The organism is Mesorhizobium sp. MC2-1-1 (assembly GCF_057597255.1).
This window is the reverse complement of the sequence record NZ_CP195205.1, coordinates 1555199-1579677: the sequence shown is the minus strand read 5'-3', so window position 1 is coordinate 1579677 and position 24479 is coordinate 1555199. Positions and strand designations below refer to the sequence as shown.

Annotated in this window: 35 protein-coding genes; all 35 read right to left on the bottom strand. The window is 62.6% G+C overall.

Annotated features, from left to right (window positions below; genetic code table 11):
• Positions 1 to 66: 66 nt before the first annotated feature.
• Complete coding sequence (locus ACR64R_RS08010; protein ID WP_487361116.1) at positions 67 to 1035, bottom strand: helix-turn-helix domain-containing protein; 969 nt, start codon at positions 1033 to 1035, stop codon at positions 67 to 69.
• Positions 1036 to 1262: 227 nt separating this feature from the next.
• Positions 1263 to 2087 (bottom strand): aspartyl/asparaginyl beta-hydroxylase domain-containing protein, encoded by an 825-nt coding sequence (locus ACR64R_RS08005; protein WP_487361115.1) that lies wholly within the window; start codon positions 2085 to 2087, stop codon positions 1263 to 1265.
• 211 nt (positions 2088 to 2298) lie between these two features.
• Complete coding sequence (locus ACR64R_RS08000) at positions 2299 to 3609, bottom strand: replication-associated recombination protein A (RefSeq protein ID WP_487361114.1); 1311 nt, start codon at positions 3607 to 3609, stop codon at positions 2299 to 2301.
• A 102-nt stretch (positions 3610 to 3711) separates the two neighbouring features.
• On the bottom strand, positions 3712 to 5205 hold the full coding sequence (locus tag ACR64R_RS07995; RefSeq protein ID WP_487361113.1) for a DegQ family serine endoprotease: 1494 nt from the start codon (positions 5203 to 5205) through the stop codon (positions 3712 to 3714).
• Positions 5206 to 5389: 184 nt separating this feature from the next.
• Positions 5390 to 5821 (bottom strand): 50S ribosomal protein L17, encoded by a 432-nt coding sequence (gene rplQ, locus ACR64R_RS07990; RefSeq protein WP_487361112.1) that lies wholly within the window; start codon positions 5819 to 5821, stop codon positions 5390 to 5392.
• Positions 5822 to 5925: 104 nt separating this feature from the next.
• A complete protein-coding gene (locus ACR64R_RS07985; protein ID WP_040983001.1) occupies positions 5926 to 6936 on the bottom strand; it encodes a DNA-directed RNA polymerase subunit alpha in 1011 nt (336 codons plus the stop codon).
• Between the two features lie 97 nt (positions 6937 to 7033).
• Complete coding sequence (rpsK, locus tag ACR64R_RS07980; RefSeq protein WP_006205444.1) at positions 7034 to 7423, bottom strand: 30S ribosomal protein S11; 390 nt, start codon at positions 7421 to 7423, stop codon at positions 7034 to 7036.
• 130 nt (positions 7424 to 7553) lie between these two features.
• Positions 7554 to 7922 carry a 30S ribosomal protein S13 gene (gene rpsM / locus ACR64R_RS07975; protein WP_027170351.1) on the bottom strand — a complete coding sequence of 123 codons (369 nt, stop codon included), beginning with the start codon at positions 7920 to 7922 and terminating at the stop codon, positions 7554 to 7556.
• 232 nt (positions 7923 to 8154) lie between these two features.
• Positions 8155 to 8745, bottom strand: a complete 591-nt coding sequence (locus tag ACR64R_RS07970; protein ID WP_487361111.1) for an adenylate kinase — start codon at positions 8743 to 8745, stop codon at positions 8155 to 8157.
• On the bottom strand, positions 8742 to 10082 hold the full coding sequence (gene secY, locus ACR64R_RS07965) for a preprotein translocase subunit SecY (RefSeq protein WP_487361110.1): 1341 nt from the start codon (positions 10080 to 10082) through the stop codon (positions 8742 to 8744). The genes ACR64R_RS07970 and secY overlap by 4 nt, the downstream gene beginning before the upstream one ends.
• 252 nt (positions 10083 to 10334) lie before the next feature.
• The gene (rplO, locus tag ACR64R_RS07960; protein ID WP_487361109.1) at positions 10335 to 10808 is read right to left on the bottom strand and encodes a 50S ribosomal protein L15; all 474 of its coding nucleotides are present in this window, start codon (positions 10806 to 10808) and stop codon (positions 10335 to 10337) included.
• Between the two features lie 22 nt (positions 10809 to 10830).
• Positions 10831 to 11028: a 50S ribosomal protein L30 gene (rpmD, locus tag ACR64R_RS07955; RefSeq protein WP_027170355.1), complete on the bottom strand. Its 198-nt coding sequence runs from the start codon at positions 11026 to 11028 to the stop codon at positions 10831 to 10833.
• 25 nt (positions 11029 to 11053) lie between these two features.
• Positions 11054 to 11623, bottom strand: coding sequence for a 30S ribosomal protein S5 (gene rpsE, locus ACR64R_RS07950; RefSeq protein ID WP_027046810.1), 570 nt, complete (start codon positions 11621 to 11623; stop codon positions 11054 to 11056).
• Between the two features lie 78 nt (positions 11624 to 11701).
• Positions 11702 to 12064, bottom strand: coding sequence for a 50S ribosomal protein L18 (gene rplR / locus ACR64R_RS07945; RefSeq protein ID WP_487361108.1), 363 nt, complete (start codon positions 12062 to 12064; stop codon positions 11702 to 11704).
• A 139-nt stretch (positions 12065 to 12203) separates the two neighbouring features.
• The gene (gene rplF, locus ACR64R_RS07940; protein WP_095818135.1) at positions 12204 to 12737 is read right to left on the bottom strand and encodes a 50S ribosomal protein L6; all 534 of its coding nucleotides are present in this window, start codon (positions 12735 to 12737) and stop codon (positions 12204 to 12206) included.
• Between the two features lie 90 nt (positions 12738 to 12827).
• On the bottom strand, positions 12828 to 13226 hold the full coding sequence (rpsH, locus tag ACR64R_RS07935; RefSeq protein ID WP_066989600.1) for a 30S ribosomal protein S8: 399 nt from the start codon (positions 13224 to 13226) through the stop codon (positions 12828 to 12830).
• A 12-nt stretch (positions 13227 to 13238) separates the two neighbouring features.
• Positions 13239 to 13544 (bottom strand): 30S ribosomal protein S14, encoded by a 306-nt coding sequence (gene rpsN / locus ACR64R_RS07930; protein ID WP_487361107.1) that lies wholly within the window; start codon positions 13542 to 13544, stop codon positions 13239 to 13241.
• Between the two features lie 25 nt (positions 13545 to 13569).
• Positions 13570 to 14148 carry a 50S ribosomal protein L5 gene (rplE, locus tag ACR64R_RS07925; protein ID WP_487361106.1) on the bottom strand — a complete coding sequence of 193 codons (579 nt, stop codon included), beginning with the start codon at positions 14146 to 14148 and terminating at the stop codon, positions 13570 to 13572.
• Positions 14141 to 14455 (bottom strand): 50S ribosomal protein L24, encoded by a 315-nt coding sequence (gene rplX / locus ACR64R_RS07920; protein WP_140802994.1) that lies wholly within the window; start codon positions 14453 to 14455, stop codon positions 14141 to 14143. The genes rplE and rplX overlap by 8 nt, the downstream gene beginning before the upstream one ends.
• Positions 14456 to 14467: 12 nt before the next feature.
• Positions 14468 to 14836, bottom strand: a complete 369-nt coding sequence (gene rplN, locus ACR64R_RS07915) for a 50S ribosomal protein L14 (RefSeq protein ID WP_006205457.1) — start codon at positions 14834 to 14836, stop codon at positions 14468 to 14470.
• Between the two features lie 83 nt (positions 14837 to 14919).
• On the bottom strand, positions 14920 to 15159 hold the full coding sequence (gene rpsQ, locus ACR64R_RS07910; RefSeq protein ID WP_023675136.1) for a 30S ribosomal protein S17: 240 nt from the start codon (positions 15157 to 15159) through the stop codon (positions 14920 to 14922).
• An 11-nt stretch (positions 15160 to 15170) separates the two neighbouring features.
• Complete coding sequence (gene rpmC / locus ACR64R_RS07905) at positions 15171 to 15371, bottom strand: 50S ribosomal protein L29 (RefSeq protein ID WP_487361105.1); 201 nt, start codon at positions 15369 to 15371, stop codon at positions 15171 to 15173.
• 12 nt (positions 15372 to 15383) lie between these two features.
• Positions 15384 to 15797, bottom strand: a complete 414-nt coding sequence (gene rplP, locus ACR64R_RS07900) for a 50S ribosomal protein L16 (protein ID WP_027170364.1) — start codon at positions 15795 to 15797, stop codon at positions 15384 to 15386.
• 27 nt (positions 15798 to 15824) lie between these two features.
• Positions 15825 to 16559 (bottom strand): 30S ribosomal protein S3, encoded by a 735-nt coding sequence (gene rpsC, locus ACR64R_RS07895; RefSeq protein ID WP_140815875.1) that lies wholly within the window; start codon positions 16557 to 16559, stop codon positions 15825 to 15827.
• The gene (gene rplV / locus ACR64R_RS07890; protein WP_010909277.1) at positions 16559 to 16948 is read right to left on the bottom strand and encodes a 50S ribosomal protein L22; all 390 of its coding nucleotides are present in this window, start codon (positions 16946 to 16948) and stop codon (positions 16559 to 16561) included. Before rplV ends, rpsC begins: the two co-directional genes overlap by 1 nt.
• A gap of 2 nt (positions 16949 to 16950) precedes the next feature.
• Positions 16951 to 17229: a 30S ribosomal protein S19 gene (gene rpsS / locus ACR64R_RS07885; RefSeq protein WP_015317982.1), complete on the bottom strand. Its 279-nt coding sequence runs from the start codon at positions 17227 to 17229 to the stop codon at positions 16951 to 16953.
• A 16-nt stretch (positions 17230 to 17245) separates the two neighbouring features.
• The gene (gene rplB / locus ACR64R_RS07880) at positions 17246 to 18079 is read right to left on the bottom strand and encodes a 50S ribosomal protein L2 (protein WP_095818138.1); all 834 of its coding nucleotides are present in this window, start codon (positions 18077 to 18079) and stop codon (positions 17246 to 17248) included.
• Between the two features lie 22 nt (positions 18080 to 18101).
• Positions 18102 to 18395: a 50S ribosomal protein L23 gene (locus tag ACR64R_RS07875; protein WP_040983033.1), complete on the bottom strand. Its 294-nt coding sequence runs from the start codon at positions 18393 to 18395 to the stop codon at positions 18102 to 18104.
• On the bottom strand, positions 18392 to 19012 hold the full coding sequence (rplD, locus tag ACR64R_RS07870; RefSeq protein ID WP_487361104.1) for a 50S ribosomal protein L4: 621 nt from the start codon (positions 19010 to 19012) through the stop codon (positions 18392 to 18394). Before rplD ends, ACR64R_RS07875 begins: the two co-directional genes overlap by 4 nt.
• Complete coding sequence (gene rplC / locus ACR64R_RS07865) at positions 19012 to 19728, bottom strand: 50S ribosomal protein L3 (RefSeq protein WP_095765515.1); 717 nt, start codon at positions 19726 to 19728, stop codon at positions 19012 to 19014. Before rplC ends, rplD begins: the two co-directional genes overlap by 1 nt.
• 62 nt (positions 19729 to 19790) lie before the next feature.
• Positions 19791 to 20099 (bottom strand): 30S ribosomal protein S10, encoded by a 309-nt coding sequence (gene rpsJ, locus ACR64R_RS07860; protein WP_006205468.1) that lies wholly within the window; start codon positions 20097 to 20099, stop codon positions 19791 to 19793.
• A 68-nt stretch (positions 20100 to 20167) separates the two neighbouring features.
• Complete coding sequence (tuf, locus tag ACR64R_RS07855) at positions 20168 to 21343, bottom strand: elongation factor Tu (RefSeq protein WP_487361090.1); 1176 nt, start codon at positions 21341 to 21343, stop codon at positions 20168 to 20170.
• 65 nt (positions 21344 to 21408) lie between these two features.
• On the bottom strand, positions 21409 to 23499 hold the full coding sequence (gene fusA / locus ACR64R_RS07850; RefSeq protein WP_487361103.1) for an elongation factor G: 2091 nt from the start codon (positions 23497 to 23499) through the stop codon (positions 21409 to 21411).
• Positions 23500 to 23528: 29 nt separating this feature from the next.
• Entirely contained in the window at positions 23529 to 23999 is a 471-nt protein-coding gene (rpsG, locus tag ACR64R_RS07845; protein WP_027170372.1) for a 30S ribosomal protein S7, read from the bottom strand.
• 9 nt (positions 24000 to 24008) lie between these two features.
• On the bottom strand, positions 24009 to 24380 hold the full coding sequence (rpsL, locus tag ACR64R_RS07840) for a 30S ribosomal protein S12 (protein WP_006202128.1): 372 nt from the start codon (positions 24378 to 24380) through the stop codon (positions 24009 to 24011).
• Positions 24381 to 24479 lie beyond the last annotated feature (99 nt).

Here is a 24479-nt window from a genome sequence, read left to right as displayed (position 1 = left end):
TCAGCCCGGTGCCGGTCGATCGCGGGTGCCGACTGTCGCAGAACTGCGACAGGTCATTTCGGGAAATCAATGCGGACGGCGGATGTCGAAACGCGCGAGCTTGCGGTGCAGCGTTGCGCGCGAGATGCCGAGGCTCTGGGCGGCCGCCGAGACATTGCCGCCGGCACGCGCCATCGCCCGTTGCAGTACGCCGCGCTCGGCATCGTCGAGGTCTTCATTCGCCCTTACCTGGTCGCCGAGGATGTCGGCAGCCAGTAGTCCCCTGGCCAGCGTTTCGCGGGTGATACCGAGCGCGAGGCGGGCCGACCGGGTCGCGCCGACCACCAGGTCGTCCTGATCGACAGCAATCAATGCGCCGGCGCCGCGCTCGGCGACTGGCGCCAGCAGGATGCGGGCGTTGGAGTACACCATGCGGAAGTTCTCCGCTTCGATTCGGCGCGCGGCATCGCCCACCGCGACAGAGATGAGCTGGACGAAGCCTTCCGTAAGGTCGGAACGGCAAGACGATACGTCGAGCGCCGCCGCCAGATTGCCTTCATGGTCAAAGACCGGTGCCGTGGTGCAACTCAGCAGCGTGTTGCGCGAAAAGAAATGCTGGTCGCGATGGATGGTCAGCGGCCGCTGATCGGCAAGACAGGTGCCGATGCCGTTGGTGCCCTCGCTGTCCTCGCTCCAGACCGTGCCGGTCCACAGGCCCCATTCGTCGAAGGTCTCGTCGTCGGCAACGGCGCCCCGGCGCTCGACAGGAATGCCGTCGCGATCCGCCAGCATCACGCAGCAGCCCACCCCGCCGACGGCCAGGTAGAGCCGGTTCAGGCTCCCTTCCGCCGCGCGGATCATTCGCTCCATGCGTTGTAGGGCCTGCCGCAATTCGGCTTCGGTCAGCCGCCTGGGCGCCTTGCGCTCGGCCGGATCAAGGCGATGCAGTTGAAGGGAGCGTCGCCACGAGGCGACGAGCGCCGAATGGGCCGCGCCGCTCCTGGCGATCGAAGCCTGGACGAAATCCGCATGACCGGCTTCTTGTCGTCCGCTCAAACCTAGCCTCCCAGCGAGCGGACCTCCTTCCGCCCATCGCTATATCCGTGAGGATATATCCGATGAGAGAGTTCTAACGGTTGCAGCCGATCGGCGCTATAGGACGTTGGTTTAACAATGGCGTCCGAGGCTCGGCCGCGCGCCGGCCGAACCGGCAGACTGCATTCTAAATCCTGACGGAAACCGCTTCGCGCTTTTCCTGGAATTGCTCCGGCCGGGCGCCACGATCAGTTGGCGGCCTTCGGCTTGGACGAGCCGATCATCTTCCAGTTCTTGTAGAAGACGGAATTGATGCGTTCCACGCTGACCGATACAATTGACAGAAGGCCCGCAATCAGCCCCGGGAAAGGAGACGGTCGGATGATGTCGACGAAGACGCAGTAGCGGCGGCCGTCATACTCGTTGACCGAGCGATGGAACAGCGTGTCGTCAAAGATGAACAGCGGATTGTCGTACCAATAGTTCTTCCTGCTGCCGCACTGCACGAATATCTCGGCCTTCACCGGGATCAGATTGTAGAGGATGCGCAGGCTGAGCCGAAGCGGACCGAAATGCCAAGACGTGGATTCGCGCTTGCTGAAAACGGACACCGCGATCGTCTTGATATATTTGTAATCCTTGTTGAATTCAGGAACGTTGTCGATCTTGTGCTTGCCGTACCACTGGTAGACATACATGCCGCGCCGGCCGGCGCCGAAATTGGCATCGATATCGGCGATGATCTCGTCCTTGCGCGCCTTGAAGACGCCCAGCACCACATCGATCTCGCGCTGATAATCCTCCGGGAACTGCTCGGGCTTCCAGACGCCAGGGTTGCGGTAGCAGAGAAGGTCGACGATCAGGTTGAACGGCGACAACAACCAAGTGAACAGGCCATTGCCGAGGAAATAGCGGTCGAACAGCCTCCAGTCCTTCTGGTCGTTGCGCATGACGTCGATCAGGCCGCATACGACCCAGATCGTGGTCAGGATCGGGATGAAGTAAAGGGCGAGCGCGAGAATCACGACCGCGATGGCCGCCTTGCGGAGCGTTTTGACGGTTTTCTTTGTCATTGTCGTTCGCGCGGGGAGCGCGATCCTGTTCCATGAGCCAAATCACGGCGACCCCCGCCAGCCGTGCACCTTGATAGGATTTTTTGTTTTCCGGCACAATGCTGTCGAGAAGGCTGTGCAGCCGGCCAACATAAATATTTGAAGTTCCAACTCCACTTATCTCGACGTTCAACCGGCGGGCTCGGAGCGTGGCGACAGCCGGGCCGCCAGTTCAACTGCTCCGTTCGCCGCGCAGCTTTGCCCAGTATTCCAGCCGTTTGCGGATGTCGCGCTCGAAACCGCGTTCGGGCGGATCGTAAAAAGTGTGCCTGCCCATCTTTTCCGGAAAATAATCCTGGCCTGAAAACGCGTCCGGCTCGTCATGGTCGTAGCGATAGCCCGCCCCGTAATCCGCCTCTTTCATCAGCTTGGTCGGCGCATTGAGGATGTGCTTCGGCGGCAGCAGCGACCCGAACTCCTTGGCAGCCGAGGTGGCGGCCTTGAAGGCGGTGTAGACGGCGTTCGATTTCGGCGCGGTGGCCAGATAAACCGCGGCCTGGGCGAAGGCCAACTCGCCCTCGGGCGAGCCAAGATAATCGTAAGCGTCCTTGGCCGCATTGGCGACGACGAGCGCTTGAGGGTCGGCGAGCCCGATATCTTCCACCGCCATGCGCACGAGCCGGCGGCCGAGATAAAGCGGATCCTCGCCGGCATCGAACATGCGGGCGAGATAGTAAAGCGCCGCATCCGGATCGGAGCCGCGGACCGATTTGTGCAGCGCCGAGATCAGATTGTAGTGCCCGTCCTGGCCCTTGTCGTAAATCGGGGCTCGGCGCTGGATGACACGCTGCAGGCCCTCCGGGCCGAACACCTCGCCGGGCTTGGCGGCGCGCCAGACTTCCTCGGCCAGCGTCAGCGAGGCGCGGCCGTCACCATCCGCCATGCGGATGAGCATGGCGCGCGCCTCTTCATCGAGCGGCAGGGCCCTGCCCTCGGTTTCTTCCGCGCGCGCCAGAAGCTTGGCGATGCTTTCCTCGCTCAGTGAACGGAACACCAGCACGCGCGCTCTCGACAGAAGCGCAGCGTTCAGCTCGAAAGACGGATTTTCCGTCGTGGCACCGACCAGCACCACGGTGCCATCTTCCATGACGGGGAGAAATCCGTCCTGCTGGGCACGGTTGAAGCGATGGATCTCGTCCACGAAGAGCAGCGTCTGGCGGCCGTTGGCACGCCTCAGCTTGGCTGTCTCGAAGACTTTCTTGAGGTCCGCGACGCCGGAAAACACGGCCGAGATCTGCTCGAAGGCGAGATTGGTCTCTCCGGCCAGCAGCCGTGCCACCGTCGTCTTGCCGGTGCCGGGCGGGCCCCAGAAGATCATCGAGCCGAGCGAGCCGGAATCGATCAGCCTGGTCAGCGCGCCGTCGGGGCCGGTCAGATGCTCCTGGCCGACGACCTCGCCGAGGTTTTTGGGGCGTAGCCGGTCTGCCAGCGGCCGCCCGGGCGGCGCCTTCTGCGGTTCATCGGAACTGAACAGATCGGCCATGAATGTCTTTTGTTTGAAACGCGATCCATAACCGAAAACCGCTTCGCACTTTTGCCAAGCTGAGCTTCGGTTCGGGATCATGCTCTAAATGGGAAGACCGTCTCAGTAGCGCAACACCTGACGCAGTATCTGCCCGCCGCGCTCGACGGTAAAGCGCCACCAGCGTGTGTCCTGCTGGACGACCTGTGCCAATGTCGTTGCGGTGTCGATTGTGGTGCCGTTCACCTCGCGCACGATATCACCGGGCTGGAAGCCGAAATCGGCGGCCGGCGAATCGCGGCTGATATCGATGACGGCGACACCCTTGAGATCCGTGCGAAGGCCAAGTCGCTGGGCAAGCCTGGGCGACAGTTCCTCGACCTTGGCGCCGGCAAATGGACTGCGCCCACGCAAGGTGACCACGGTTGGCTTGGCGCCTTCCGGCGCGCGCTCCAGCGGGATCTCGAGTGTCGCCTGCTGTCCCTTGCTCAGCACGGCGAACGTCGCCTTGGTGCCGATCGACAGCGTCGCCATGCGATAGTCGAGCGCCTCGATGCTTTCCACCGGTGTGTTGTTGAGCGACAGGATGACATCGCCGGGCTTCAAGCCGGCCTTGCCGGCCGGACCGGCACCTTCGACCGATGAAACCAATGCGCCGGTCGGCTTTTCCATGCCAAGCGATTCGGCGATCTGGGGCGTCACCGCTTCGAATTCGGCGCCGATATAGGGTCGTTCGAAGAAGTCGAGGCCCGCCTTGGCGGCGTCCGCGAAGGCGCGCACCATGTTCGCCGGAATTGCGAAGCCGATGCCGATCGAGCCACCGCTGCGGCTGTAGATGGCGGTGTTGATGCCGACCAATTGGCCACCCATGTTGATCAGCGCGCCGCCGGAGTTGCCGGGGTTGATGGCGGCATCGGTCTGGATGAAATAGCCCGAATCCGAAACGCCGATATGGCTGCGGGCAAGGGCCGAGACAATGCCGCTTGTGGTTGTCTGGCCGACGCCGAACGGGTTGCCTATCGCCAGTACCAGATCGCCGACCTCGAGCGCGTCGGAATCGCCGATGGCGATTACCGGGAACGGCTTGTCGGCCGAAATCTTGAGCACCGCGAGATCGAGCGTCTCGTCCTTGAGCATGACCTTCGAGCTGAACTCGCGCCCGTCCGCTGTCGCGACCTTCACCTCATCAGCGTCCTTGATGACGTGGAAGTTGGTGACGATCACCCCACTCGGATCGACCAGCACGCCCGAGCCAAGCGAAGACTGCGCGCGCGGCTGGGCGCGGCCGAAGAACTCCTCGAAGAAGGGATCGCCCTCGAAGGGCGAGACGACCTTGGCGGTCTGCGAGGCATAGACATTGACCACCGCAGGCGCCGTCTGCTTGACCAGCGGCGCGAAGGAGAGCTGCACTTGATCGCGGCCGAAGGGCACGCGTTTTTCGGGACCGGACGCGCCATTCTCGCCCTCGACGCCATGCAAGAGCTCGGTCAGCACATCGGAGAGACCCGGATCGGCCGGCTTGGCGGCGTCCTCGGCAAAAGCCTGTCTTGCGGCCGGCGCCGCGGTGAAAACGGCCAGCGCGCAAACGGCGACAAGAAACAGTCTTTTGAGGTGCATTTCCGAATCCCTCCAGATCGGGCGCCATTGTCCCGACGATTGTGCAGAATGAAAGGCTAATGCACACAAATGCGACACTTGTCGTGCAAAAGCATGACTCTAAAGAGCGTCGCCAGATCCAACCATCTTCAAAATGCAAGAAGGGGCCCGAAGGCCCCTTGAAGTCGCTGGCGAAACGCGCGCCTCAGGCGGCGGCGGCTTCCTCGTTGGCGCCTTCAGCCTCAAGGCGGGCGCGGTCGGCGGCACCCTTGGCCGAGGTATCGCGGTCGACGAATTCGATAACCGCCATAGCGGCGTTGTCGCCCTTGCGGAAGCCTGCCTTCATAATGCGCAGGTAGCCACCGTTGCGCTGCGCGTAACGCGGCGCAATCGTATCGAACAGGCGCTTGACGACGCCTTCATTGCCGATCTGCGCGATCACCTGGCGGCGGGCGTGCAGGTCGCCGCGCTTGCCGAGCGTCACCAGCTTTTCGACGATCGGACGCAGGTCCTTCGCCTTCGGCAGGGTGGTGACGATCTGCTCATGCTCGATCAGAGACACGGCGAGGTTGGCGAACATCGACTTGCGATGGCTGATGCTACGGGCGAAACGACGGCCTTTGAAACCGTGGCGCATGGCTCTTTTCCTTCTTCAGTTGTTCAAGAGGCCACGGCCTCTGATGATTTTCCGCATGACCGTCGGATCGAGCGGCTCGCGCCGCCGATCCTTGGAATTCATGCTCAATATTGGTCTTCGTAACGCTTCGCGAGGTCTTCGATGTTCTCCGGCGGCCAGTCCGGCACTTCCATGCCGAGGTGCAGGCCCATGGCCGCCAGCACTTCCTTGATCTCGTTCAGCGACTTGCGTCCGAAGTTCGGGGTGCGCAACATCTCGGCTTCGGTCTTCTGGATCAGGTCGCCGATATAGACGATGTTGTCGTTCTTCAGGCAGTTTGCCGAACGCACCGAAAGCTCGAGCTCGTCGACCTTCTTGAGCAGCGCCGGGTTAAAGGCGAGCTCCGTGACGGCTTCGGCGGCGACTTCCTTCTGCGGCTCGTCGAAATTGACGAACAGCGCGAGCTGATCCTGCAGGATGCGGGCGGCGAAAGCGACCGCGTCCTCGCCCGAGATCGAGCCATTGGTCTCGATCGTCATGGTCAGCTTGTCATAGTCGAGCACCTGGCCCTCGCGGGTGTTCTCGACCTTGTAGGAGACCTTCTTGACCGGCGAGTAGAGGCTGTCGACCGGGATCAGGCCGATCGGCGCGTCCTCGGCGCGATTGCGCTCGGCCGGCACATAGCCCTTGCCGGTGTCGACGGTGAACTCCATGCGGATCTCGGCGCCCTCGTCCAGCGTGCAGATGACGTGGTCGGGGTTGAGGATCTCGACGTCTCCCACGGTCTGGATATCACCGGCGAGCACGGCACCCGGGCCCTGCTTGCGCACGACCATGCGCTTGGGGCCATCGCCTTCCATGCGGATGGCGATTTCCTTGATGTTGAGCACGATGTCGGTCACGTCCTCGCGCACGCCGGCGATGGACGAGAATTCATGCAGGACGCCGTCGATCTGCACGGCGGTAACGGCCGCGCCGCGCAGCGAAGACAAAAGCACGCGCCGCAGCGCGTTGCCCAGCGTCAGACCAAAGCCGCGTTCGAGCGGCTCGGCCACCAACGTGGTCAGCGTCTTCTTCTTCGAAGAGAACTCGATCTTGTTCGGCTTGATCAGTTCTTGCCAGTTTTTCTGGATCATAAATGTATTCCTTCCTTTGCCCCGCCACCATCCAATCGTGGCGGGCGACACGGAAAACCGCGGAGGAACGCCGTGGCGTTCGCGCGGCGCTTAAAAGTCAGACGCGGCGCTTCTTGCGCGGACGGCAGCCATTGTGCGGGATCGGCGTCACGTCACGGATCGAGGTGATGGTGAAGCCAGCCGCCTGGAGCGCGCGGAGGGCCGATTCACGGCCGGAGCCGGGTCCGCAGACCTCGACCTCGAGCATGCGCATGCCATGTTCCTGCGCCTTTTTGGCGACGTCTTCGGCAGCCATCTGGGCTGCGAACGGAGTCGACTTGCGCGAACCCTTGAACCCTTGCGCGCCGGCCGACGACCAGGCGATCGAATTGCCCTGCGCGTCGGTGATGGTGATCATGGTATTGTTGAAGGTCGAATTGACGTGGGCAACGCCCGACGAGATGTTCTTGCGTTCGCGACGGCGAACACGAGCGGCTTCCTTGGCCATGTTAGTCCTTTCAGTTGATCTCTACACCGCCGTAATGCCAGCGGCTCCACCTTGGTAAGGCAGCAGGGGAATATGGCAGCGAGGCAGCAGTCGGCCCATGGCCTTACTGCCCCACTCCCTAACCGCCGTATTACTTCTTCTTGCCGGCGATCGCCTTGGCCGGGCCTTTGCGAGTGCGCGCATTGGTATGCGTGCGCTGGCCGCGGACCGGCAGCGAGCGGCGGTGACGCAGGCCGCGGTAGCAGCCAAGGTCCATGAGCCGCTTGATGTTCATCGAAACTTCGCGGCGCAGGTCGCCTTCGACCTGGTAGTCGCGGTCGATCGTCTCGCGAATCTGCAGCACTTCCGCGTCGGTCAGCTGGTTGACGCGGCGGTCCGCCGGGATGCCGACCTTGTCGACGATCTCCTGGGCAAACTTCTTGCCGATGCCGTGAATGTACTGAAGCGCGATGACGACGCGCTTGTTGGTCGGAATGTTGACGCCGGCTATACGAGCCATTTTTTCTCTTTCTCCATGTGGGCCGGGCACGCCCGGCGCTGTCGAAGTTGCCCCGCGTCCGGTGGAGGCCGGCCCATGCGGGAGTTTTCTGGTTCAAAGCGGATGCCTTGCCCGCAAGGGCAAGCAAAGTCCATGCCTGATAGGAAGACGGGCCGCCATAACCCACCGGCCCAGTCCAGTCAAGCGCAATCGTCAATTCTCGCCAAGCGCAATCTTTAATTGCCGGCCCGGCCTACTTCACCGCAGCCGCGAGCACCTTGCCGATCTCGGCAGTCACCGCATCGATGCTGGCCATGCCGTCGACGGTCCTGAGCTTGCCTTTGGCGTAGTAGTAGCCGATCAGCGGCGCCGTCTTCTTGTAATATTCGCGCAGGCGCTCTTCGAAAACCGCCGGGTTGTCGTCCTTGCGCACAGGCTGGCCAGCGGCCTTGGCATCCTCGGCGCGCTTGACGATTCTGCCAACCAGCGCCTTGTCGTCGACGACGAGCTCGACAACAGTATCGAGCGCAATACCTCGTTCGGCAAGCATCGCCTCGACCGCGTCGGCCTGGACCAGCGTGCGCGGATAGCCGTCGAGGATGAACCCCCTGGCGCAATCCGGCTGATCTATGCGTTCGGCGACGATGGCGTTGACGATCGCATCCGAGACCAGTTCTCCGGCATCCATCACCGCCTTGGCGCGCTTGCCCACCTCGGTTCCGGCCTGTACGGCGGCACGCAACATATCACCCGTGGAGAGCTGGGGTATGCCGTGCTTTTCTACCAATCTTTGTGCTTGTGTCCCCTTGCCCGCCCCTGGCGGACCAAGCAATATCAGCCTCATCTGCTCCTCTTTCCCCCGCGCAACTTCGACTTCTTGATCAGGCCCTCATACTGATGCGCGATCAGGTGACCCTGAATCTGCGCCACCGTGTCGAGCGTGACACTGACCACGATCAGAAGCGATGTGCCACCGAGGTAGAACGGTACGCCAGTCGCCGAAATCAGGAATTCCGGCAACAGACAGACCAGCACCAGGTAGATGGCGCCGATGACAGTGATACGCGTCAGAACATAGTCGATATATTCGGCGGTGCGCTCGCCCGGACGATAGCCCGGAATGAAGCCGGAGTGCTTCTTGAGCTGATCCGCCGTGTCCTTCGGGTTGAAGACGATCGCCGTGTAAAAGAAGGCGAAGAATACGATCATACCCGCATAGAAGATCATGTAGAGCGGCTGGCCGTGGCCGAGCGAGGCCAGGATCGTGCTTGCCCATGCCGGCAGGTTGGTCGCCTGCGAGAAGCCCGCGACGGTTGCCGGCAGAAGCAGCAACGAGGACGCGAAGATCGGCGGGATGACACCCGAGGTGTTGAGCTTCAGCGGCAGGTGCGAGGTGTCGCCCTGGAACATGCGGTTGCCGACCTGCCGCTTCGGATACTGGATGAGCAGACGCCGCTGCGCACGCTCGAAAAAGACGATCAGCGCGATGACGATGATGGCCAGCACGATAATCGCAAGGATGAGGCCCGTAGACAGCGCGCCTGTGCGGCCGAGTTCCAGCGTGCCGGAGATCGCCCGCGGCAAGCCGGCAACGATGCCGGAGAAGATGATCAGCGAAATGCCGTTGCCGATGCCGCGCGCGGTGATCTGCTCGCCGAGCCACATCAGGAACATTGTGCCGCCGACCAGCGTGACGACTGTCGAGATGCGGAAGAACAGGCCGGGATCGTTGACGATGCCGTTGCCGCCCTCCAGGCCCACCGAAATGCCATAGGCCTGAATCAGCGCCAGGAGCACGGTGCCGTAGCGCGTGTACTGGTTGATGATCTTGCGGCCCTGCTCGCCTTCCTTCTTCAGCGCTTCCAGCGACGGGACGACAGAGGTCATCAGCTGCATGATGATGGAGGCCGAGATATAAGGCATGATGCCCAGCGCGAAAATCGCCATGCGCTGCACGGCGCCGCCGGCAAACATGTTGAACATGCCGAGCACGCCCTTGCTCTGCGAGGAGAAGGCCTGGGCGAACGCATCGGGATTGATGCCAGGAAGCGGGATGTAGGTACCGAGGCGATAGACGAGCAGCGCACCGATGGTGAACCAGATGCGCTTCTTGAGGTCCTCGGCCTTGGCGAAAGCCGCGAAATTCAGATTGGAGGCTAGTTGTTCAGCAGCCGAAGCCATGCCTGATTCTCCGCTAGAGCATGCCGAAAAGAGTGGAGCGGTTTTCGGACGACGTCATGCTCTACTTCATTGATTTTCGTGTCACGCTCGATGCCGCAGCTCAGGCGGCGCGTGTCACCGAAGCTCACGAGATAAGCTCCGGACCGCAAACATGCAAGCGGCCGCGTTGACGCGGCCGCCCAATTCATCCAGTCAAAGCGCGGTTCGACGGAAAATGCAAATTCATCCGGTCGGCCGCGCTTCAAATCGCCGTTACTCGGCGGCGGACGCTTCCGGCAGCTTCACAGAACCGCCGGCCTTCTCGATCTTCTCGATCGCGGCCTTGGAGGCGCCGGCGACGTCGAAGGAGAGCTTGGCCTTGAGTTCGCCGTCGGACAGCACGCGCACGCCATCCTTGGCGCGCCGGATGACGCCGGCGGCGACCAGGGCCTCGGCAGTCACGGCCGCCTTGGCGTCGAGCTTCTTGGCATCGATCGCCGCCTGGATCCTGGCCAGCGACACAACCGCGAAGCTCTTGCCGAACAGGTTGTTGAAGCCGCGCTTCGGCAGGCGCCGGTAGAGCGGCATCTGGCCACCCTCGAAGCCGTTGATGGCAACGCCGGAGCGAGCCTTCTGACCCTTGACGCCGCGACCGGCGGTCTTGCCCGAGCCGGAGCCGATGCCGCGACCGAGGCGCTTCCTGGAATGCGTGGCGCCGTCCTTGTCACGCAGATCGTTGAGTTTCATCATTCTTCTCCTGCGCTTCCGTTCAGGCCTCGTCCACGACGCGGACGAGGTGCTGGACGGCGGCGATCATGCCGCGCACGGAAGGGGTGTCCTCCAGCGTGCGCCGCTTGTGCATCTTGTTCAGGCCGAGGCCGACCAGCGTCGCGCGCTGCTCCTTCGGCCGGCGGATCGGCGAACCGATCTGCTCGACGGTGATGGTCTTGGTAGCTTTCTTGGCCATGGTCGAAATCCCTGGTCAGCGTCGACTATTCTTCAGCCGCAACGGCGGTGCCGCGGCGTGCCTGAAGGGTCGAGTACTTGATGCCGCGCGCGGCTGCCACATCCTTGGGATGCATCTGGCTCTTCAGCGCATCGAAAGTGGCGCGAACCATGTTGTAGGGGTTCGACGAACCCATCGACTTGGCGACCACGTCATGCATGCCGAGCGTCTCGAAGACGGCGCGCATCGGGCCGCCGGCGATGATGCCGGTACCCTGCTTGGCTGCGCGCAACAGAACACGCCCGGCGCCCCAACGGCCCTCGACGTCGTGATGCAGCGTGCGACCCGAACGAAGCGGCACGAAGATCATGTCGCGCTTGGCCGATTCGGTCGCCTTGCGGATCGCTTCCGGCACTTCACGCGCCTTGCCGTGGCCGAAGCCGACGCGGCCCTTCTGGTCGCCGACGACGACGAGAGCGGCAAAGCCAAAACGACGGCCGCCCTTCACCACCTTGGCGACGCGGTTGATGTGGACGAGCTTGTCCACCATGCCGTCGTCACGCTCTTCGCGTTCACGCTCGCGGCCGCGGCCGCCTTCCCTACGTTCCTGTGCCATATCCTAGTCCTTGTTCTTTTCCGGAAGCACGGGTTGCTGTTTGCCGGCGCCGCATTCTGGGATCGCCGACGGCGAAAATTAGAAGCTGAGGCCGCCTTCGCGAGCAGCTTCGGCCAACGCCTTGACGCGGCCGTGATAGATGTACGGCCCACGGTCGAAGACGACTTCCTTGACGCCGGCCTTCGTCGCACGCTCGGCGATCAGCTTGCCGACAGCGGCGGCGGCGGCGGTGTCGGCGCCGGTCTTGAGCGAACCCTTGAGGTTCTTCTCGAGCGTCGAGGCGGCGGCCAGCGTGTGGCCGTTGGCATCGTCGATGACCTGGACGTAGATATTCTTCGAGGTGCGGTGCACCGAAAGCCGCGGCCGCGAGCCGGCGACCTTCTTCAGCTGGCGGCGTACACGCTGCGCGCGGCGCTGGGTGGTTTCCTTGGGGCTTGCCATAATTGTCGGTTCCTTGCCTTCAGAGAACGGGGGCAACCCTGTGCGGTAGGCCAAGCCTCCCGCGGCCGCTCCCCGCGGCGTTACACTTTAAAACCTGGCCCCTTTCCGAAAAGTCAGCAACTTCCCAGGGCCAGGCCTGTTACTTCTTCTTGCCTTCCTTGCGCACGATGCGCTCGTCGGCATAGCGCACGCCCTTGCCCTTGTAGGGCTCCGGACCGCGATATTCGCGGATCTCGGCGGCGACCTGGCCGACCTGCTGCTTGTCGATGCCCGAGACCGTGATTTCGGTCGGCTTCGGCACCGTGATGGTGATGCCCTGAGGCGTCTCATAGACGACGTCGTGGCTGAAGCCCAGCGCAAGCTGCAGGTTCTTGCCTTGCAGGGCGGCGCGATAGCCGACGCCGGTGATCTCAAGCTTCTTCTCGAAGCCGTCCTTCACGCCCTGGAGGATGTTGACGATCTGCGTGCGCGACATGCCCCACTTGGAGCGGGCGTTCTTGGTCTGGTCGCGCGGCTCGACGGAGATCTCGTTGTTCTCCATCTTCACCAGCACTTCGTCGTTCACCACGAACTTCAGCTCGCCCTTGGGGCCCTTCGCCGTCACGGTCTGGCCGTTGACGGACGCGGTCACGCCCTGGGGCAGCGAAACGGGTTTCTTTCCGATACGAGACATTTTGTTGTCCTCGTCACTTCTTTCGTTTCAGGTTCCAGTTCCCGGGCGCGATCCCGAGAACCGAAGCCCATTCATCAATCTCTCGGCCGATCAGAAGATCTGGCAGAGAATCTCGCCGCCGACATTCTGCTCGCGCGCTTCATGGTCGGCCATGACGCCCTTCGGCGTCGACAGGATGGCAATGCCGAGGCCGTTGGCGACGTGCGGGATCGACTTGGCCGAGACATAGACACGGCGGCCAGGCTTCGAGACGCGTTCGATTTCGCGCACCACCGGAGCGCCGTCGAAATACTTCAGCTCGATCTCGATTTCGGACTTGCCGTTTTCGAAATCGGTCTGGCTGTAGTCGCGGATGTAGCCTTCCGACTTCAGCACTTCGAGGACGCGGGCGCGCAGGCGCGAAGCCGGGGTCGAGACGCTCGACTTCTTGCGGCCATAGGCGTTGCGGATGCGGGTCAGCATATCGCCGAGAGGATCACTCAATGACATCTCAATGTCTCCTTACCAGCTCGACTTGACCAGGCCCGGGATGTGGCCCGTATTGCCCAGATCGCGAAGCGCGATACGCGAAAGCTTCAGCTTGCGGTAATAGGCGCGCGGACGGCCCGTGACTTCGCAGCGATTACGGATGCGGATCTTGGCCGAGTTGCGCGGCAGCGCCGAAAGCTTCAACTGGGCGCGGAAACGCTCTTCCATCGGCTTGGACTGGTCCATGATGATGGCCTTGAGCGCCGTGCGCTTGGCAGCGTACTGATCGGCGAGCTTGCGGCGCCGGTTGTTCTTCTCGACTGAGCTGGTCTTTGCCATTTCAGATTTTCCTTTTTCGCTGCCGTTACTGGCGGAAGGGGAAGTTGAAGGCCTTGAGCAGCGCTCTGGCCTCGTCGTCCGTCTTCGCCGTCGTACAAACGATGACGTCCATGCCCCAGACCTGATCAACCTTGTCGTAGTTGATCTCCGGGAACACGATGTGCTCCTTGATGCCCATGGCGTAGTTGCCACGGCCGTCAAAGCTCTTCGGGTTAAGTCCGCGGAAGTCGCGAACGCGCGGAAGCGCAATGTTCACAAGGCGGTCGAGGAACTCGTACATGCGTTCCTTGCGCAACGTGACCTTGGCGCCGATCGGCATGTTCTCGCGCACCTTGAAGCCGGCAATCGAGTTGCGGGCGCGGGTGACGACGGCTTTCTGGCCTGCGATCATCGCGAGATCCTCGGCCGCGACGGAGGGCTTCTTGGAGTCCGCGGTTGCTTCACCGACACCCATGTTCAGCACGATCTTGTCGATCCGCGGGACCTGCATGTCGTTGGCGTAGCCGAACTGCTCCTGCATCGCCTTGCGGATGGTCTCGTTGTAGACCTTCTTGAGGCGCGGCTCGTTCTTGGCGATTGCCTGCTTGGTTTCAGCCTTAGCCATTGATGACTTCTCCCGAACGCTTGGCGACGCGCACCTTCTTGCCATCCTTCTGGACGGTGAAGCCGACGCGGGTCGGCTTGCCGTCCTTGGGGTCGGCCAGCGCGATATTCGACAGGTGGATCGGCGCTTCCTTGGTGATGATCCCGCCCTCTTGGGACTGGGTCTGCTTCTGGTGACGGCGAATGAGGTTCACGCCGCGAACGACTGCGGTGTCTTCCTTCGGCTGCACCGACAGGACTTCGCCCGAACGGCCCTTGTCCTTGCCGGCAAGCACGACGACCTTGTCGCCTTTTTTGATCTTTTGCATTGGTCCGGCTCCTTACAGCACTTCAGGCGCGAGCGAGATGATCTTCATGTGGTTCTTGGCGCGCAGCTCGCGCGGAACCGGTCCGAAGATGCGGGTGCCGATCGGCTCTTTCTTATTGTCGACGAGAACGGCCGCGTTCTTGTCGAAACGGATCACGCTGCCGTCCGGGCGGCGGATGTCCTTGGCCGTGCGAACCACGACCGCCTTCATCACATCGCCCTTCTTAACGCGGCCGCGCGGAATGGCTTCCTTGATCGACACCACGATGATGTCGCCGACGGAGGCATACTTCCGCTTCGAGCCGCCCAGCACCTTGATGCACATGACACGACGAGCGCCGGAATTGTCCGCGACGTCGAGGTTTGTTTGCATCTGAATCATGACTGGCCGCCTTCTTCTTTTCTAACGGGACGGGTGCTTTCACCCCTCCCCGGTCTGTCCAAAATTCGGTTCGTTCGCCCGGATCAAGCTTGATCCGAAGAGACGACAACCCAGCGCTTGTCCTTCGAAATCGGCTTCGATTCCTGGATGAACACCTGGTCGCCGACCTTGTGGGCGTTGTTCTCGTCGTGCGCCTTGTACTTCTTGGTCATGCGCACGGTCTTCTTCATCACCGGATGGGTGAAGCGACGCTCGACCTTGACCACGACCGTCTTCTCGTTCTTGTCGCTGACGACGGTGCCCTGCAGGATGCGCTTTGGCATGGTTCTCGTCCTTAAGCCTTCTTGGCCGCGGATTTTTCCGCGGCGATGGTCTTGATGCGCGCGATGTCCTTGCGGACCTGTCTCACACGCGCGGTCTTCTCGAGCTGGCCGGTGGCCTTCTGGAAGCGCAGGTTGAACTGCTCTTTCTTGAGGGCTGCCAGGTCGTCGGTCAGCTGATCCTGGGTCTTGGTCCGGATGTCTTCGGCTTTCATGATCGCCTGTCCTTATTCTGCGATGCGCTGCACGAAGCGCGTCTTGACCGAGAGCTTGGCCGCCCCGAGACGCAGCGCTTCACGCGCGGTCTCCTCGCTGACGCCGTCGATCTCGAACATGATGCGGCCGGGTTTGACGCGCGCGGCCCAGTAGTCGACGGCGCCCTTGCCCTTACCCATGCGGACTTCGGTCGGCTTCGAGGTGACCGGCAGGTCCGGGAACACCCGGATCCAGACGCGGCCGGCACGCTTCATCTCGCGGGTGATCGCGCGGCGGGCCGCCTCGATCTCGCGCGCGGTGACGCGGTTCGGCTCAAGCGCCTTCAGCCCGAAACCACCGAAATCCAGGTTGGTGCCGCCCTTGGCGGTACCGTGGATACGGCCCTTGAACTGCTTGCGGAACTTTGTGCGCTTTGGCTGCAGCATCGTTCTAACTCCAAATTCTCAAATGTCTCAGGCGTTCTCGCGACGACGACCGCGTTCGCGCTCACCGCCGGCACCACCGCCGCCATGCGCGGCATCACCTTCGGTCGCACGGCGCTCGGAGGCCATCGGGTCATGCTCCAGGATCTCGCCCTTGAACACCCACACCTTGACGCCGCAGATACCGTAAGCGGTGTTCGCCTCGGCCGTGCCGTAGTCGACATCGGCGCGCAGCGTATGCAGCGGCACGCGGCCTTCGCGGTACCACTCCATGCGCGCGATTTCGGCGCCGCCGAGACGGCCGGAGCAGTTGATGCGGATGCCTTCCGCGCCGAGGCGCATGGCCGACTGAACGGCGCGCTTCATGGCACGGCGGAAGGCGATGCGGCGCTCAAGCTGCTGCGCGATCGACTGGGCGATCAGCGTCGCGTCGATTTCCGGCTTGCGCACTTCGACGATGTTGAGGTGCGTTTCGGACTTCGTCATTTCGGTCAGCTTCTTGCGAAGCTTCTCGATGTCGGCGCCCTTCTTGCCGATGATGAGGCCCGGACGCGCCGCGTGGATGGTGACCCGGCACTTCTTGTGCGGACGCTCGATCACGACCTTGGAGATCGCGGCCTGCTTGAGTTCCTTCTCGAGATACTTGCGGATCTTGATGTCCTCGTGCAGCAACTGGCCATACTCGCCGGTATTTGCGAACCAGCGCGAATCCCAGGTACGGTTGATGCCGAGACGCAGCCCGATCGGATTGACTTTCTGGCCCATTATGCGGCCTCCCCTTTTTCCTCGACTTCACGAACGACGATCGTGAGGTGCGAGAACGGCTTCTCGATACGGCTGGCGCGGCCGCGGCCACGAGCGTGGAAACGCTTCATGACGATCGACTTGCCGACATAGGCTTCCGCCACCACCAGCGCATCGACGTCGAGGTCGTGATTGTTTTCCGCGTTGGCGATCGCCGATTCCAGCGTCTTCTTGACCGTGCCGGAAATCCGCTTGGCCGAGAATTCGAGGTCGGAAAGCGCTGTCGCGACCTTCTTGCCGCGGATCAGCGCGGCAACCAGGTTGAGCTTCTGCGGGCTGATCCGGATCGTGCGCAGAACGGCACGCGCCTCGTTATCAGCAAGCCTGCGCGGAGCTTTGGCCTTGCCCATGATTATTTCCTCTTCGCCTTCTTATCCGCGCCGTGACCGTAATAGGTCCGGGTCGGAGCGAATTCACCGAACTTGTGGCCGACCATGTCCTCGTTCACCGAGACGGGAACGTGCTTCTGGCCGTTGTAGACACCGAAGGTGAGGCCGACGAACTGCGGCAGGATGGTGGAGCGACGGCTCCACATCTTGATCACCTCATTGCGACCACCTTCACGAACCTTGTCCACCTTCTTGAGAAGGTAGCCGTCGATGAAGGGGCCTTTCCAAATCGAACGAGTCACTTGGCGTTACCTCTTCTTAGCTCTTGCGCTGATGACGCGAGCGCAGGATGAACTTGTCGGTCGCCTTGTTGGACCGCGTCTTCTTGCCCTTGGTCGGCTTGCCCCAGGGCGAAACCGGATGACGGCCACCCGAGGTGCGGCCTTCGCCGCCACCATGCGGATGGTCGACCGGGTTCATGGTCACGCCGCGATTATGCGGGCGCTTTCCGCGCCATACGGTGCGACCGGCCTTGCCGTCGTTGATGTTGCCGTGGTCGGGGTTCGACACGGCACCGACAGTGGCCATGCACGAGCCGTGCACGACACGCTGCTCGCCTGAGTTCAGGCGCAAGATCGCCATGCCCTGGTCGCGGCCGACGAGCTGGGCGTAGCCGCCGGCCGAACGGGCGACCTGGCCACCCTTGCCCGGCTTCAGCTCGATGTTATGAACGATCGTGCCGACCGGCATCGACGCCAGCGGCATCGCGTTGCCGGGCTTCACGTCGACCGCTTCGCCGGCCACGATCTTGTCGCCGGCAGCAAGACGCTGCGGGGCCAGGATGTAGGACAGCTCGCCGTCGTCATACTTGATCAGCGCGATGAAGGCGGTGCGGTTCGGATCGTACTCGATCCGCTCGACCGTGCCGACGACGTCGTACTTCTTACGCTTGAAGTCGATGATACGGTACGAACGCTTGTGACCGCCGCCGATGAAGCGGGCCGTGATGCGGCCGTAATTGTTGCGGCCGCCTGACTTTGTCAGGCCTTCGGTCAGGCCCTTGACGGGCTTGCCCTTGTAGAGGCCCGAGCGGTCGACGATGACCAGCTGGCGGGTGCTCGGCGTTACCGGGTTGAATTTCTTAAGTGCCATTGTCCTGTCCTCGCGGCCTTGCTCAGAGACCCGTCGCGACGTCGATCGACTGGCCGTCGGCCAGCGTCACAACCGCCTTCTTGACGTCGCCCTGGCGGCCAACGGTGCCGCGGAAGCGCTTGATCTTGCCCTTGCGGACGAGCGTGTTCACAGCCGTCACCTTGACGCCGAAGAGAGCTTCCACGGCAGCCTTGATTTCCGGCTTCGACGCCTTCTTGGCGACGTTGAAGACGACCTGGTTCTGCTCGGAAGCCATGGTCGACTTTTCGGTGATCGCCGGCGAGACGATCACGTCGTAGTGACGGAGGTCGGTCATTTAAAGCGCTCCTCGAGAGCCTCGACGGCGGCCTTCGAAAGGACCAGCGTGCCGCGGCGCAGAATGTCGTATACGTTGATGCCCTGGATGGGCAGCACGTCGATGTTCGGAATGTTGGTGGCGGCAAGCTTGAAGTTCTGGTCAAGCTCGGCGCCGCCGATCACCAGGGCGTTGGTCAGCCCAAGTGTCTCGAGGTTGGCCGCCAGTGCCTTGGTCTTGGCCTCGGTGAGCTTAAGCTCGTCGACGATGATCAGCGAAGAGCTCTTGGCCTTGGCAGAGAGAGCGTGCTTGAGACCAAGCGCGCGGACCTTCTTCGGCAATTCGTGCTCATGGCTGCGAACGACCGGACCGTGTGCCTTGCCGCCGCCGCGGAACTGCGGAGCGCGCGCCGAGTGGTGACGGGCGCGGCCCGTACCCTTCTGCTTGTACATCTTGGCGCCGGTGCGCGCGATTTCGGCGCGACCCTTGGCCTTGTGCGTGCCCTGCTGCTTCTTAGCGAGCTGCCAGCGCACGACGCGCTGCAGGATGTCCTCGCGCGGATCAAGGCCGAAAATCTCCTCGGAGAGTTTCACCTTGCCGGCGTCCTTGCCGCCCAGCGTTGTGATCTTGAGATCCATTATTCGGCTCCCTCAGTGGCCGGGGCTTCGTTCTTGGCGGCAGCGGCGCGGATCGCGGCCGGCTTGGGCGCATTGGCCGGCAGCGCAACCTTGGCGGCGTCGCGAACCAGGATCCAGGCGCCCTTAACGCCGGGAACCGCGCCGCGGATCAGGATCAGGCCGCGATCAGCGTCGGTCGATACGACCTCGACATTCTGCGTGGTGACGCGGGTGTCGCCCATGTGGCCGGCCATCTTCTTGCCCTTGAACACCTTGCCGGGGTCCTGGCGCTGGCCGGTCGAGCCGTGCGTGCGGTGCGAGACCGAGTTGCCGTGCGTGGCCCGGCCACCGCCCATGTGGTGCCGCTTGATCACGCCCTGGAAACCCTTGCCGGTCGAGGTGCCGGTCACGTCGACCTTCTGGCCAGCGACGAAATGCTCGACCGTCAGCTCCGCGCCGACGTCGATCATGTTGTCGGCGGAAACGCGGAACTCGGCGACCTTGGCCTTGGGTTCGACGGAGGCGGCGGCGAAATGGCCGCGCATCGCCTTCGACGTGTTCTTCACCTTGGCAAGGCCAACGCCGAGCTGGACGGCAGTGTAGCCGTTCTTCTCCTGCGTGCGCTGGGCCACGACCTGGCAGTTCTCCATCTGGAGAACGGTGACGGGAACGTGTTCGCCGGCATCGTTGTAGATGCGGGTCATTCCCACCTTCTTTGCAATCACACCTGAACGCATCGGTTCAATTCCTTTAGAGTTCCGGGCCAGGGGCACCGCCCCTTACCGCGCTCTCAATTCCCTTAGAGCTTGATCTCGACGTCGACACCGGCGGCCAGATCGAGCTTCATCAAAGCATCGACCGTCTGCGGGGTCGGATCGACGATGTCGAGCAGACGCTTGTGCGTGCGCATCTCGAACTGCTCGCGGCTCTTCTTGTCGACGTGGGGCGACCGATTGACCGTGAATTTTTCGATCCGCGTCGGCAGCGGAATGGGGCCGCGGACGTTGGCGCCGGTGCGCTTGGCGGTCGACACGATTTCGCGCGTCGAGGCGTCGAGCACCCGGTGGTCAAACGCCTTAAGGCGGATGCGGATATTCTGTCCGTTCATGCGTCAATTCCTTGTTCTGGCGCGGCGCGGGCAGCTCCCGCGCCCGCGACAGATCGGTTTCAGTCCAATTACTCTTTGATGGTGACGACGATGCCGGCACCGACGGTGCGGCCGCCTTCACGGATGGCGAAGCGCAGCTTCTCTTCCATCGCGATCGGGACGATCAGCTCGACGTCGACGGTGATGTTGTCGCCGGGCATCACCATCTCGGTGCCGGCCGGCAGCGTCACGATGCCCGTCACGTCCGTCGTGCGGAAGTAGAACTGCGGACGGTAGTTGGTGAAGAACGGCGTGTGACGGCCGCCCTCGTCCTTGGTCAGGATGTAGGCTTCGGCCACGAACTTCTTGTGCGGCTTGACCGAACCGGGCTTGGCCAGAACCTGGCCGCGCTCCACACCTTCACGGTCGACGCCGCGCAGCAGCGCGCCGATGTTGTCGCCAGCCTGGCCCTGGTCGAGCAGCTTGCGGAACATCTCCACGCCCGTGCAGGTCGTCTTGGTGGTCGGACGGATGCCGACGATCTCCAGTTCCTCGCCGACCTTGACCACGCCGCGCTCGACGCGACCGGTCACGACCGTGCCGCGGCCCGAGATCGAGAACACGTCCTCGATCGGCATCAGGAACGGCTTGTCCAGCGGACGAACCGGCGTCGGGATATAGGCGTCGACCTGAGCCATAAGCTCGCGGATGGCGTCCTCGCCGATGGTCTTGTTGGTGTCTTCCAACGCAGCCAGCGCCGAACCCTTGACGATCGGAATGTCGTCGCCGGGGAACTCGTTCTTCGACAGAAGCTCGCGAACCTCAAGCTCGACCAGCTCGAGCAACTCGGCGTCGTCGACCTGGTCGACCTTGTTCAGGAACACAACAATCGAAGGCACGCCGACCTGACGGGCAAGCAGGATGTGCTCGCGGGTCTGCGGCATCGGGCCGTCGGCAGCCGAAACAACCAGGATCGCGCCGTCCATCTGCGCGGCACCCGTGATCATGTTCTTAACATAGTCGGCGTGGCCGGGGCAGTCGACATGCGCATAGTGACGGTTGGCCGTCTCATACTCAACGTGAGCCGTCGAGATCGTGATGCCGCGCGCCTTCTCTTCCGGCGCCGCGTCGATCTGGTCATAGCGCTTGTATTCGCCAAAATACTTCGTGATCGCCGCCGTCAGCGACGTCTTGCCATGATCGACATGCCCGATCGTGCCAATGTTCACATGCGGCTTCGTGCGCTCGAATTTACCTTTTGCCATGTGATCTCTCCATTCCTGCCTGCCCGTGCGGGCCTTGAATTAAGGTCTCGTGCAACCCGCTCGAGTTACGCGTATTTCTTCTGAACTTCCTGGGCAACCGCGGTCGGAACCGGTTCGTAGTGGTCGAACTGCATCGTGTACTGGGCGCGGCCCTGCGACATCGAACGCAGATTGTCGACGTACTTGAACATGTTCGCGAGCGGCACCATCGCATTGATGACGACGGCAACGCCGCGCGCTTCCTGACCCTGGATCTGACCACGACGGCCGTTGAGATCGCCGATGACGCCACCGACGTAATCCTCGGGCGTCACGACCTCGACCTTCATGATCGGCTCCAGAAGCTGGACGCCGAGGCGCGGAGCTGCTTCCTTGAAGCAGGCGCGGGAGGCGATTTCGAACGCCAGCACCGAGGAGTCGACGTCGTGGAACGCGCCGTCGACCAGCGTCGCCTTGACGCCGATCATGGGGAAGCCGGCGAACGGGCCGGAACCCATCACGCTGTTGATGCCCTTCTCGACGCCCGGGATGTATTCCTTCGGCACCGCACCGCCGACGATCTTGGACTCGAACACGAACTCTTCGCTCTCGGTGTTCGGCTCGAAGATGATCTTGACGCGAGCGAACTGGCCGGTACCACCGGTCTGCTTCTTGTGCGTGTAATCCTGCTCGTGCGTACGGGTGATAGTCTCGCGATAGGCCACCTGCGGGGCGCCGACATTGGCTTCCACCTTGAACTCGCGGCGCATGCGGTCGACGATGATGTCGAGATGCAGCTCGCCCATGCCGGCGATGATGGTCTGTCCGCTTTCCTCGTCGGTCTTGACGCGGAAGGACGGATCTTCAGCCGCCAGACGATGCAGCGCGAGGCCCATCTTTTCCTGGTCGTTCTTGGTCTTCGGCTCGATGGCGATCTGGATCACCGGATCGGGGAATTCCATGCGCTCGAGGATGACCGGGTGCAGTGGGTCGCACAGCGTGTCGCCGGTGGTGGTGTCCTTGAGGCCGGCCAGAGCGACGATGTCGCCGGCATAGGCTTCCTCGATGTCGGCGCGCGAGTTCGCATGCATCTGCAGCATGCGCCCGATGCGCTCCTTCTTGCCCTTCACCGTATTGTCGAGCGAGGTGCCCTTGGTGAGCTTGCCCGAATAGATGCGGGCAAAGGTCAGCGAACCGACGAACGGGTCGTTCATGATCTTGAACGCCAGCATCGACAGCGGCTCGTTGTCATCGGCATGACGCTCGATCTCGGCGTCGGTCTTGGCATCGACGCCCTTGATGGCCGGCACGTCGATCGGCGACGGCAGGTATTCGACGACGGCGTCGAGCAGCGGCTGCACACCCTTGTTCTTGAAGGCCGAGCCACAGAACATCGGGAAGAACTTGACTGCGATGGTGCCCTTACGGATCAGCGCACGGATCTCGTCATTCGACGGCATCTTGCCTTCGAGGTAGTTCTCGAGCGCCGTCTCGTCCATCTCGACGGCGGCTTCGATCATCTTCTCGCGGTACTGGACGGCCTTATCCTTGAGGTCGGCCGGGATCTCGACGACGTCCCAGGCAGCGCCAAGGGTCTCGTCGCGCCAGACCAGTGCGTTCATTTCGACGAGGTCGACGACGCCCTTGAACTCGGTCTCGGCACCGATCGGCAGCTGCATGACGACGGCCTGCGCGCCGAGGCGCGAACCGATCATTTCCACCGAGCGGTAGAAGTCGGCGCCGATCTTGTCCATCTTGTTGCAGAAGATCATGCGCGGCACGTGGTACTTGTCGGCCTGGCGCCACACGGTCTCGGTCTGCGGCTCCACCCCGGCGTTGGCGTCGAGCAGCGCTATGGCGCCGTCGAGCACGCGCAGCGAACGTTCGACCTCGATGGTGAAGTCGACGTGTCCGGGAGTGTCGATGATGTTGAAGCGGCGCATCTTGCCATCGCGACCCTTCCAGAAGGTCGTGGTCGCGGCGGAGGTAATGGTGATGCCGCGCTCCTGCTCCTGCTCCATCCAGTCCATGGTGGCAGCGCCGTCATGGACTTCGCCGATCTTGTGCGACTTGCCCGTGTAGTACAGGACGCGCTCGGTCGTCGTCGTCTTGCCGGCGTCGATATGCGCCATGATACCGAAATTGCGGTAGTCTTCGATCTTGTATTCGCGGGCCATGGGAGGTGCCTCTCAGTCTCGTTCGCGCTTTACCAGCGGTAGTGCGCGAAGGCGCGGTTGGCTTCCGCCATCTTGTGGGTGTCTTCACGCTTCTTGACGGCCGTGCCGCGGTTGTTGGCCGCGTCCATCAGCTCGCCCGAGAGGCGGTCGACCATGGTGGTCTCGTTGCGATTGCGCGCGGCGGCGATCAGCCAGCGGATGGCCAGCGCCTGACGGCGCTCGGGGCGCACATCGACCGGAACCTGGTAGGTGGCGCCGCCGACGCGACGCGAGCGAACTTCCACATGCGGCGCGACATTGTCGAGCGCCTGATGGAAGACGGTGACAGGCTCCTGCTTGGTCTTGGCCTGGACCTGGTCCAGCGCGCCGTAGACGATGGTCTCGGCAACCGACTTCTTGCCGTCATACATGACGGCGTTCATGAACTTGGTGACGATCAGATCGCCGAACTTGGGGTCCGGATTGATCTCACGCTTTTCTGCACTGTGACGACGGGACATGGGAAACCCTTACTTCGGACGCTTGGCGCCGTATTTCGAACGACGCTGCTTGCGGTTCTTCACACCCTGCGTGTCGAGCACGCCGCGGATGATGTGGTAGCGGACGCCCGGCAGATCCTTGACGCGACCGCCGCGGATCATGACCACCGAGTGTTCCTGAAGGTTGTGACCTTCGCCGGGGATGTAGCCGATCACTTCAAAACCGTTGGTCAGGCGAATCTTGGCCACCTTGCGCAGCGCCGAGTTCGGCTTCTTCGGCGTCGTGGTGTAGACGCGCGTGCAGACGCCCCGCTTCTGCGGGTTCTGCTGCATGGCCGGGACCTTGTTGCGCTTCACCGGCGCCAGGCGCGGCTTGCGGATCAGCTGGTTGACGGTAGGCATTAAACCCTCTTGTCTCTCAATTCCGTGTCTGCCCTGTCAGGGCCGCTCAAAGCGCCAGTTCCATACGCAAATTCGGGCAACACACCGCGCCTCGCGGTC

Bases quoted from the DNA above. Each gene is read 5' to 3' on its own strand.
- rpsQ (WP_023675136.1), bottom strand. From the start codon at position 15,159: ATGCCAAAGCGCATCCTGCAGGGCACCGTCGTCAGCGACAAGAACGAG.
- rpsJ (WP_006205468.1), bottom strand. From the start codon at position 20,099: ATGAACGGACAGAATATCCGCATCCGCCTTAAGGCGTTTGACCACCGG.
- rplX (WP_140802994.1), bottom strand. From the start codon at position 14,455: ATGCAAAAGATCAAAAAAGGCGACAAGGTCGTCGTGCTTGCCGGCAAG.
- rpsE (WP_027046810.1), bottom strand. From the start codon at position 11,623: ATGGCACAGGAACGTAGGGAAGGCGGCCGCGGCCGCGAGCGTGAACGC.
- rplN (WP_006205457.1), bottom strand. From the start codon at position 14,836: ATGATTCAGATGCAAACAAACCTCGACGTCGCGGACAATTCCGGCGCT.
- ACR64R_RS07995 (WP_487361113.1), bottom strand. From the start codon at position 5,205: ATGCACCTCAAAAGACTGTTTCTTGTCGCCGTTTGCGCGCTGGCCGTT.
- rpsN (WP_487361107.1), bottom strand. From the start codon at position 13,544: ATGGCAAAGACCAGCTCAGTCGAGAAGAACAACCGGCGCCGCAAGCTC.
- rplC (WP_095765515.1), bottom strand. From the start codon at position 19,728: ATGCGTTCAGGTGTGATTGCAAAGAAGGTGGGAATGACCCGCATCTAC.
- rpmC (WP_487361105.1), bottom strand. From the start codon at position 15,371: ATGAAAGCCGAAGACATCCGGACCAAGACCCAGGATCAGCTGACCGAC.
- ACR64R_RS08000 (WP_487361114.1), bottom strand. From the start codon at position 3,609: ATGGCCGATCTGTTCAGTTCCGATGAACCGCAGAAGGCGCCGCCCGGG.
- ACR64R_RS08005 (WP_487361115.1), bottom strand. From the start codon at position 2,087: ATGACAAAGAAAACCGTCAAAACGCTCCGCAAGGCGGCCATCGCGGTC.
- tuf (WP_487361090.1), bottom strand. From the start codon at position 21,343: ATGGCAAAAGGTAAATTCGAGCGCACGAAGCCGCATGTGAACATTGGC.
- rpsH (WP_066989600.1), bottom strand. From the start codon at position 13,226: ATGTCATTGAGTGATCCTCTCGGCGATATGCTGACCCGCATCCGCAAC.
- rplF (WP_095818135.1), bottom strand. From the start codon at position 12,737: ATGTCTCGTATCGGAAAGAAACCCGTTTCGCTGCCCCAGGGCGTGACC.
- rplR (WP_487361108.1), bottom strand. From the start codon at position 12,064: ATGGCAAGCCCCAAGGAAACCACCCAGCGCCGCGCGCAGCGTGTACGC.
- rpsL (WP_006202128.1), bottom strand. From the start codon at position 24,380: ATGCCTACCGTCAACCAGCTGATCCGCAAGCCGCGCCTGGCGCCGGTG.
- fusA (WP_487361103.1), bottom strand. From the start codon at position 23,499: ATGGCCCGCGAATACAAGATCGAAGACTACCGCAATTTCGGTATCATG.
- rpsC (WP_140815875.1), bottom strand. From the start codon at position 16,559: ATGGGCCAGAAAGTCAATCCGATCGGGCTGCGTCTCGGCATCAACCGT.
- rpsK (WP_006205444.1), bottom strand. From the start codon at position 7,423: ATGGCCAAGGAAGCCGCTCGTGTTCGCCGTCGCGAACGCAAGAACATC.
- rplD (WP_487361104.1), bottom strand. From the start codon at position 19,012: ATGGATCTCAAGATCACAACGCTGGGCGGCAAGGACGCCGGCAAGGTG.
- rpsM (WP_027170351.1), bottom strand. From the start codon at position 7,922: ATGGCTCGTATAGCCGGCGTCAACATTCCGACCAACAAGCGCGTCGTC.
- ACR64R_RS07875 (WP_040983033.1), bottom strand. From the start codon at position 18,395: ATGACCGACCTCCGTCACTACGACGTGATCGTCTCGCCGGCGATCACC.
- rplB (WP_095818138.1), bottom strand. From the start codon at position 18,079: ATGGCACTTAAGAAATTCAACCCGGTAACGCCGAGCACCCGCCAGCTG.
- secY (WP_487361110.1), bottom strand. From the start codon at position 10,082: ATGGCTTCGGCTGCTGAACAACTAGCCTCCAATCTGAATTTCGCGGCT.
- rpmD (WP_027170355.1), bottom strand. From the start codon at position 11,028: ATGGCCAAGAAAGCTACCAAGACCATCACCGTCGAGCAGATCGGTTCG.
- rplE (WP_487361106.1), bottom strand. From the start codon at position 14,148: ATGGCTAAGGCTGAAACCAAGCAGGCAATCGCCAAGAACGAGCCGCGC.
- ACR64R_RS07985 (WP_040983001.1), bottom strand. From the start codon at position 6,936: ATGATCCAGAAAAACTGGCAAGAACTGATCAAGCCGAACAAGATCGAG.
- rplQ (WP_487361112.1), bottom strand. From the start codon at position 5,821: ATGCGCCACGGTTTCAAAGGCCGTCGTTTCGCCCGTAGCATCAGCCAT.
- ACR64R_RS07970 (WP_487361111.1), bottom strand. From the start codon at position 8,745: ATGAGGCTGATATTGCTTGGTCCGCCAGGGGCGGGCAAGGGGACACAA.
- rplP (WP_027170364.1), bottom strand. From the start codon at position 15,797: ATGCTGCAGCCAAAGCGCACAAAGTTCCGCAAGCAGTTCAAGGGCCGT.
- rpsG (WP_027170372.1), bottom strand. From the start codon at position 23,999: ATGTCCCGTCGTCACAGTGCAGAAAAGCGTGAGATCAATCCGGACCCC.
- rplV (WP_010909277.1), bottom strand. From the start codon at position 16,948: ATGGGCAAGGCCAAAGCTCCGCGCAGGCTTGCTGATAACGAGGCGCGT.
- rplO (WP_487361109.1), bottom strand. From the start codon at position 10,808: ATGAAACTCAACGATCTGCGTGACAAGGACGGCGCCACGCATTCCAGG.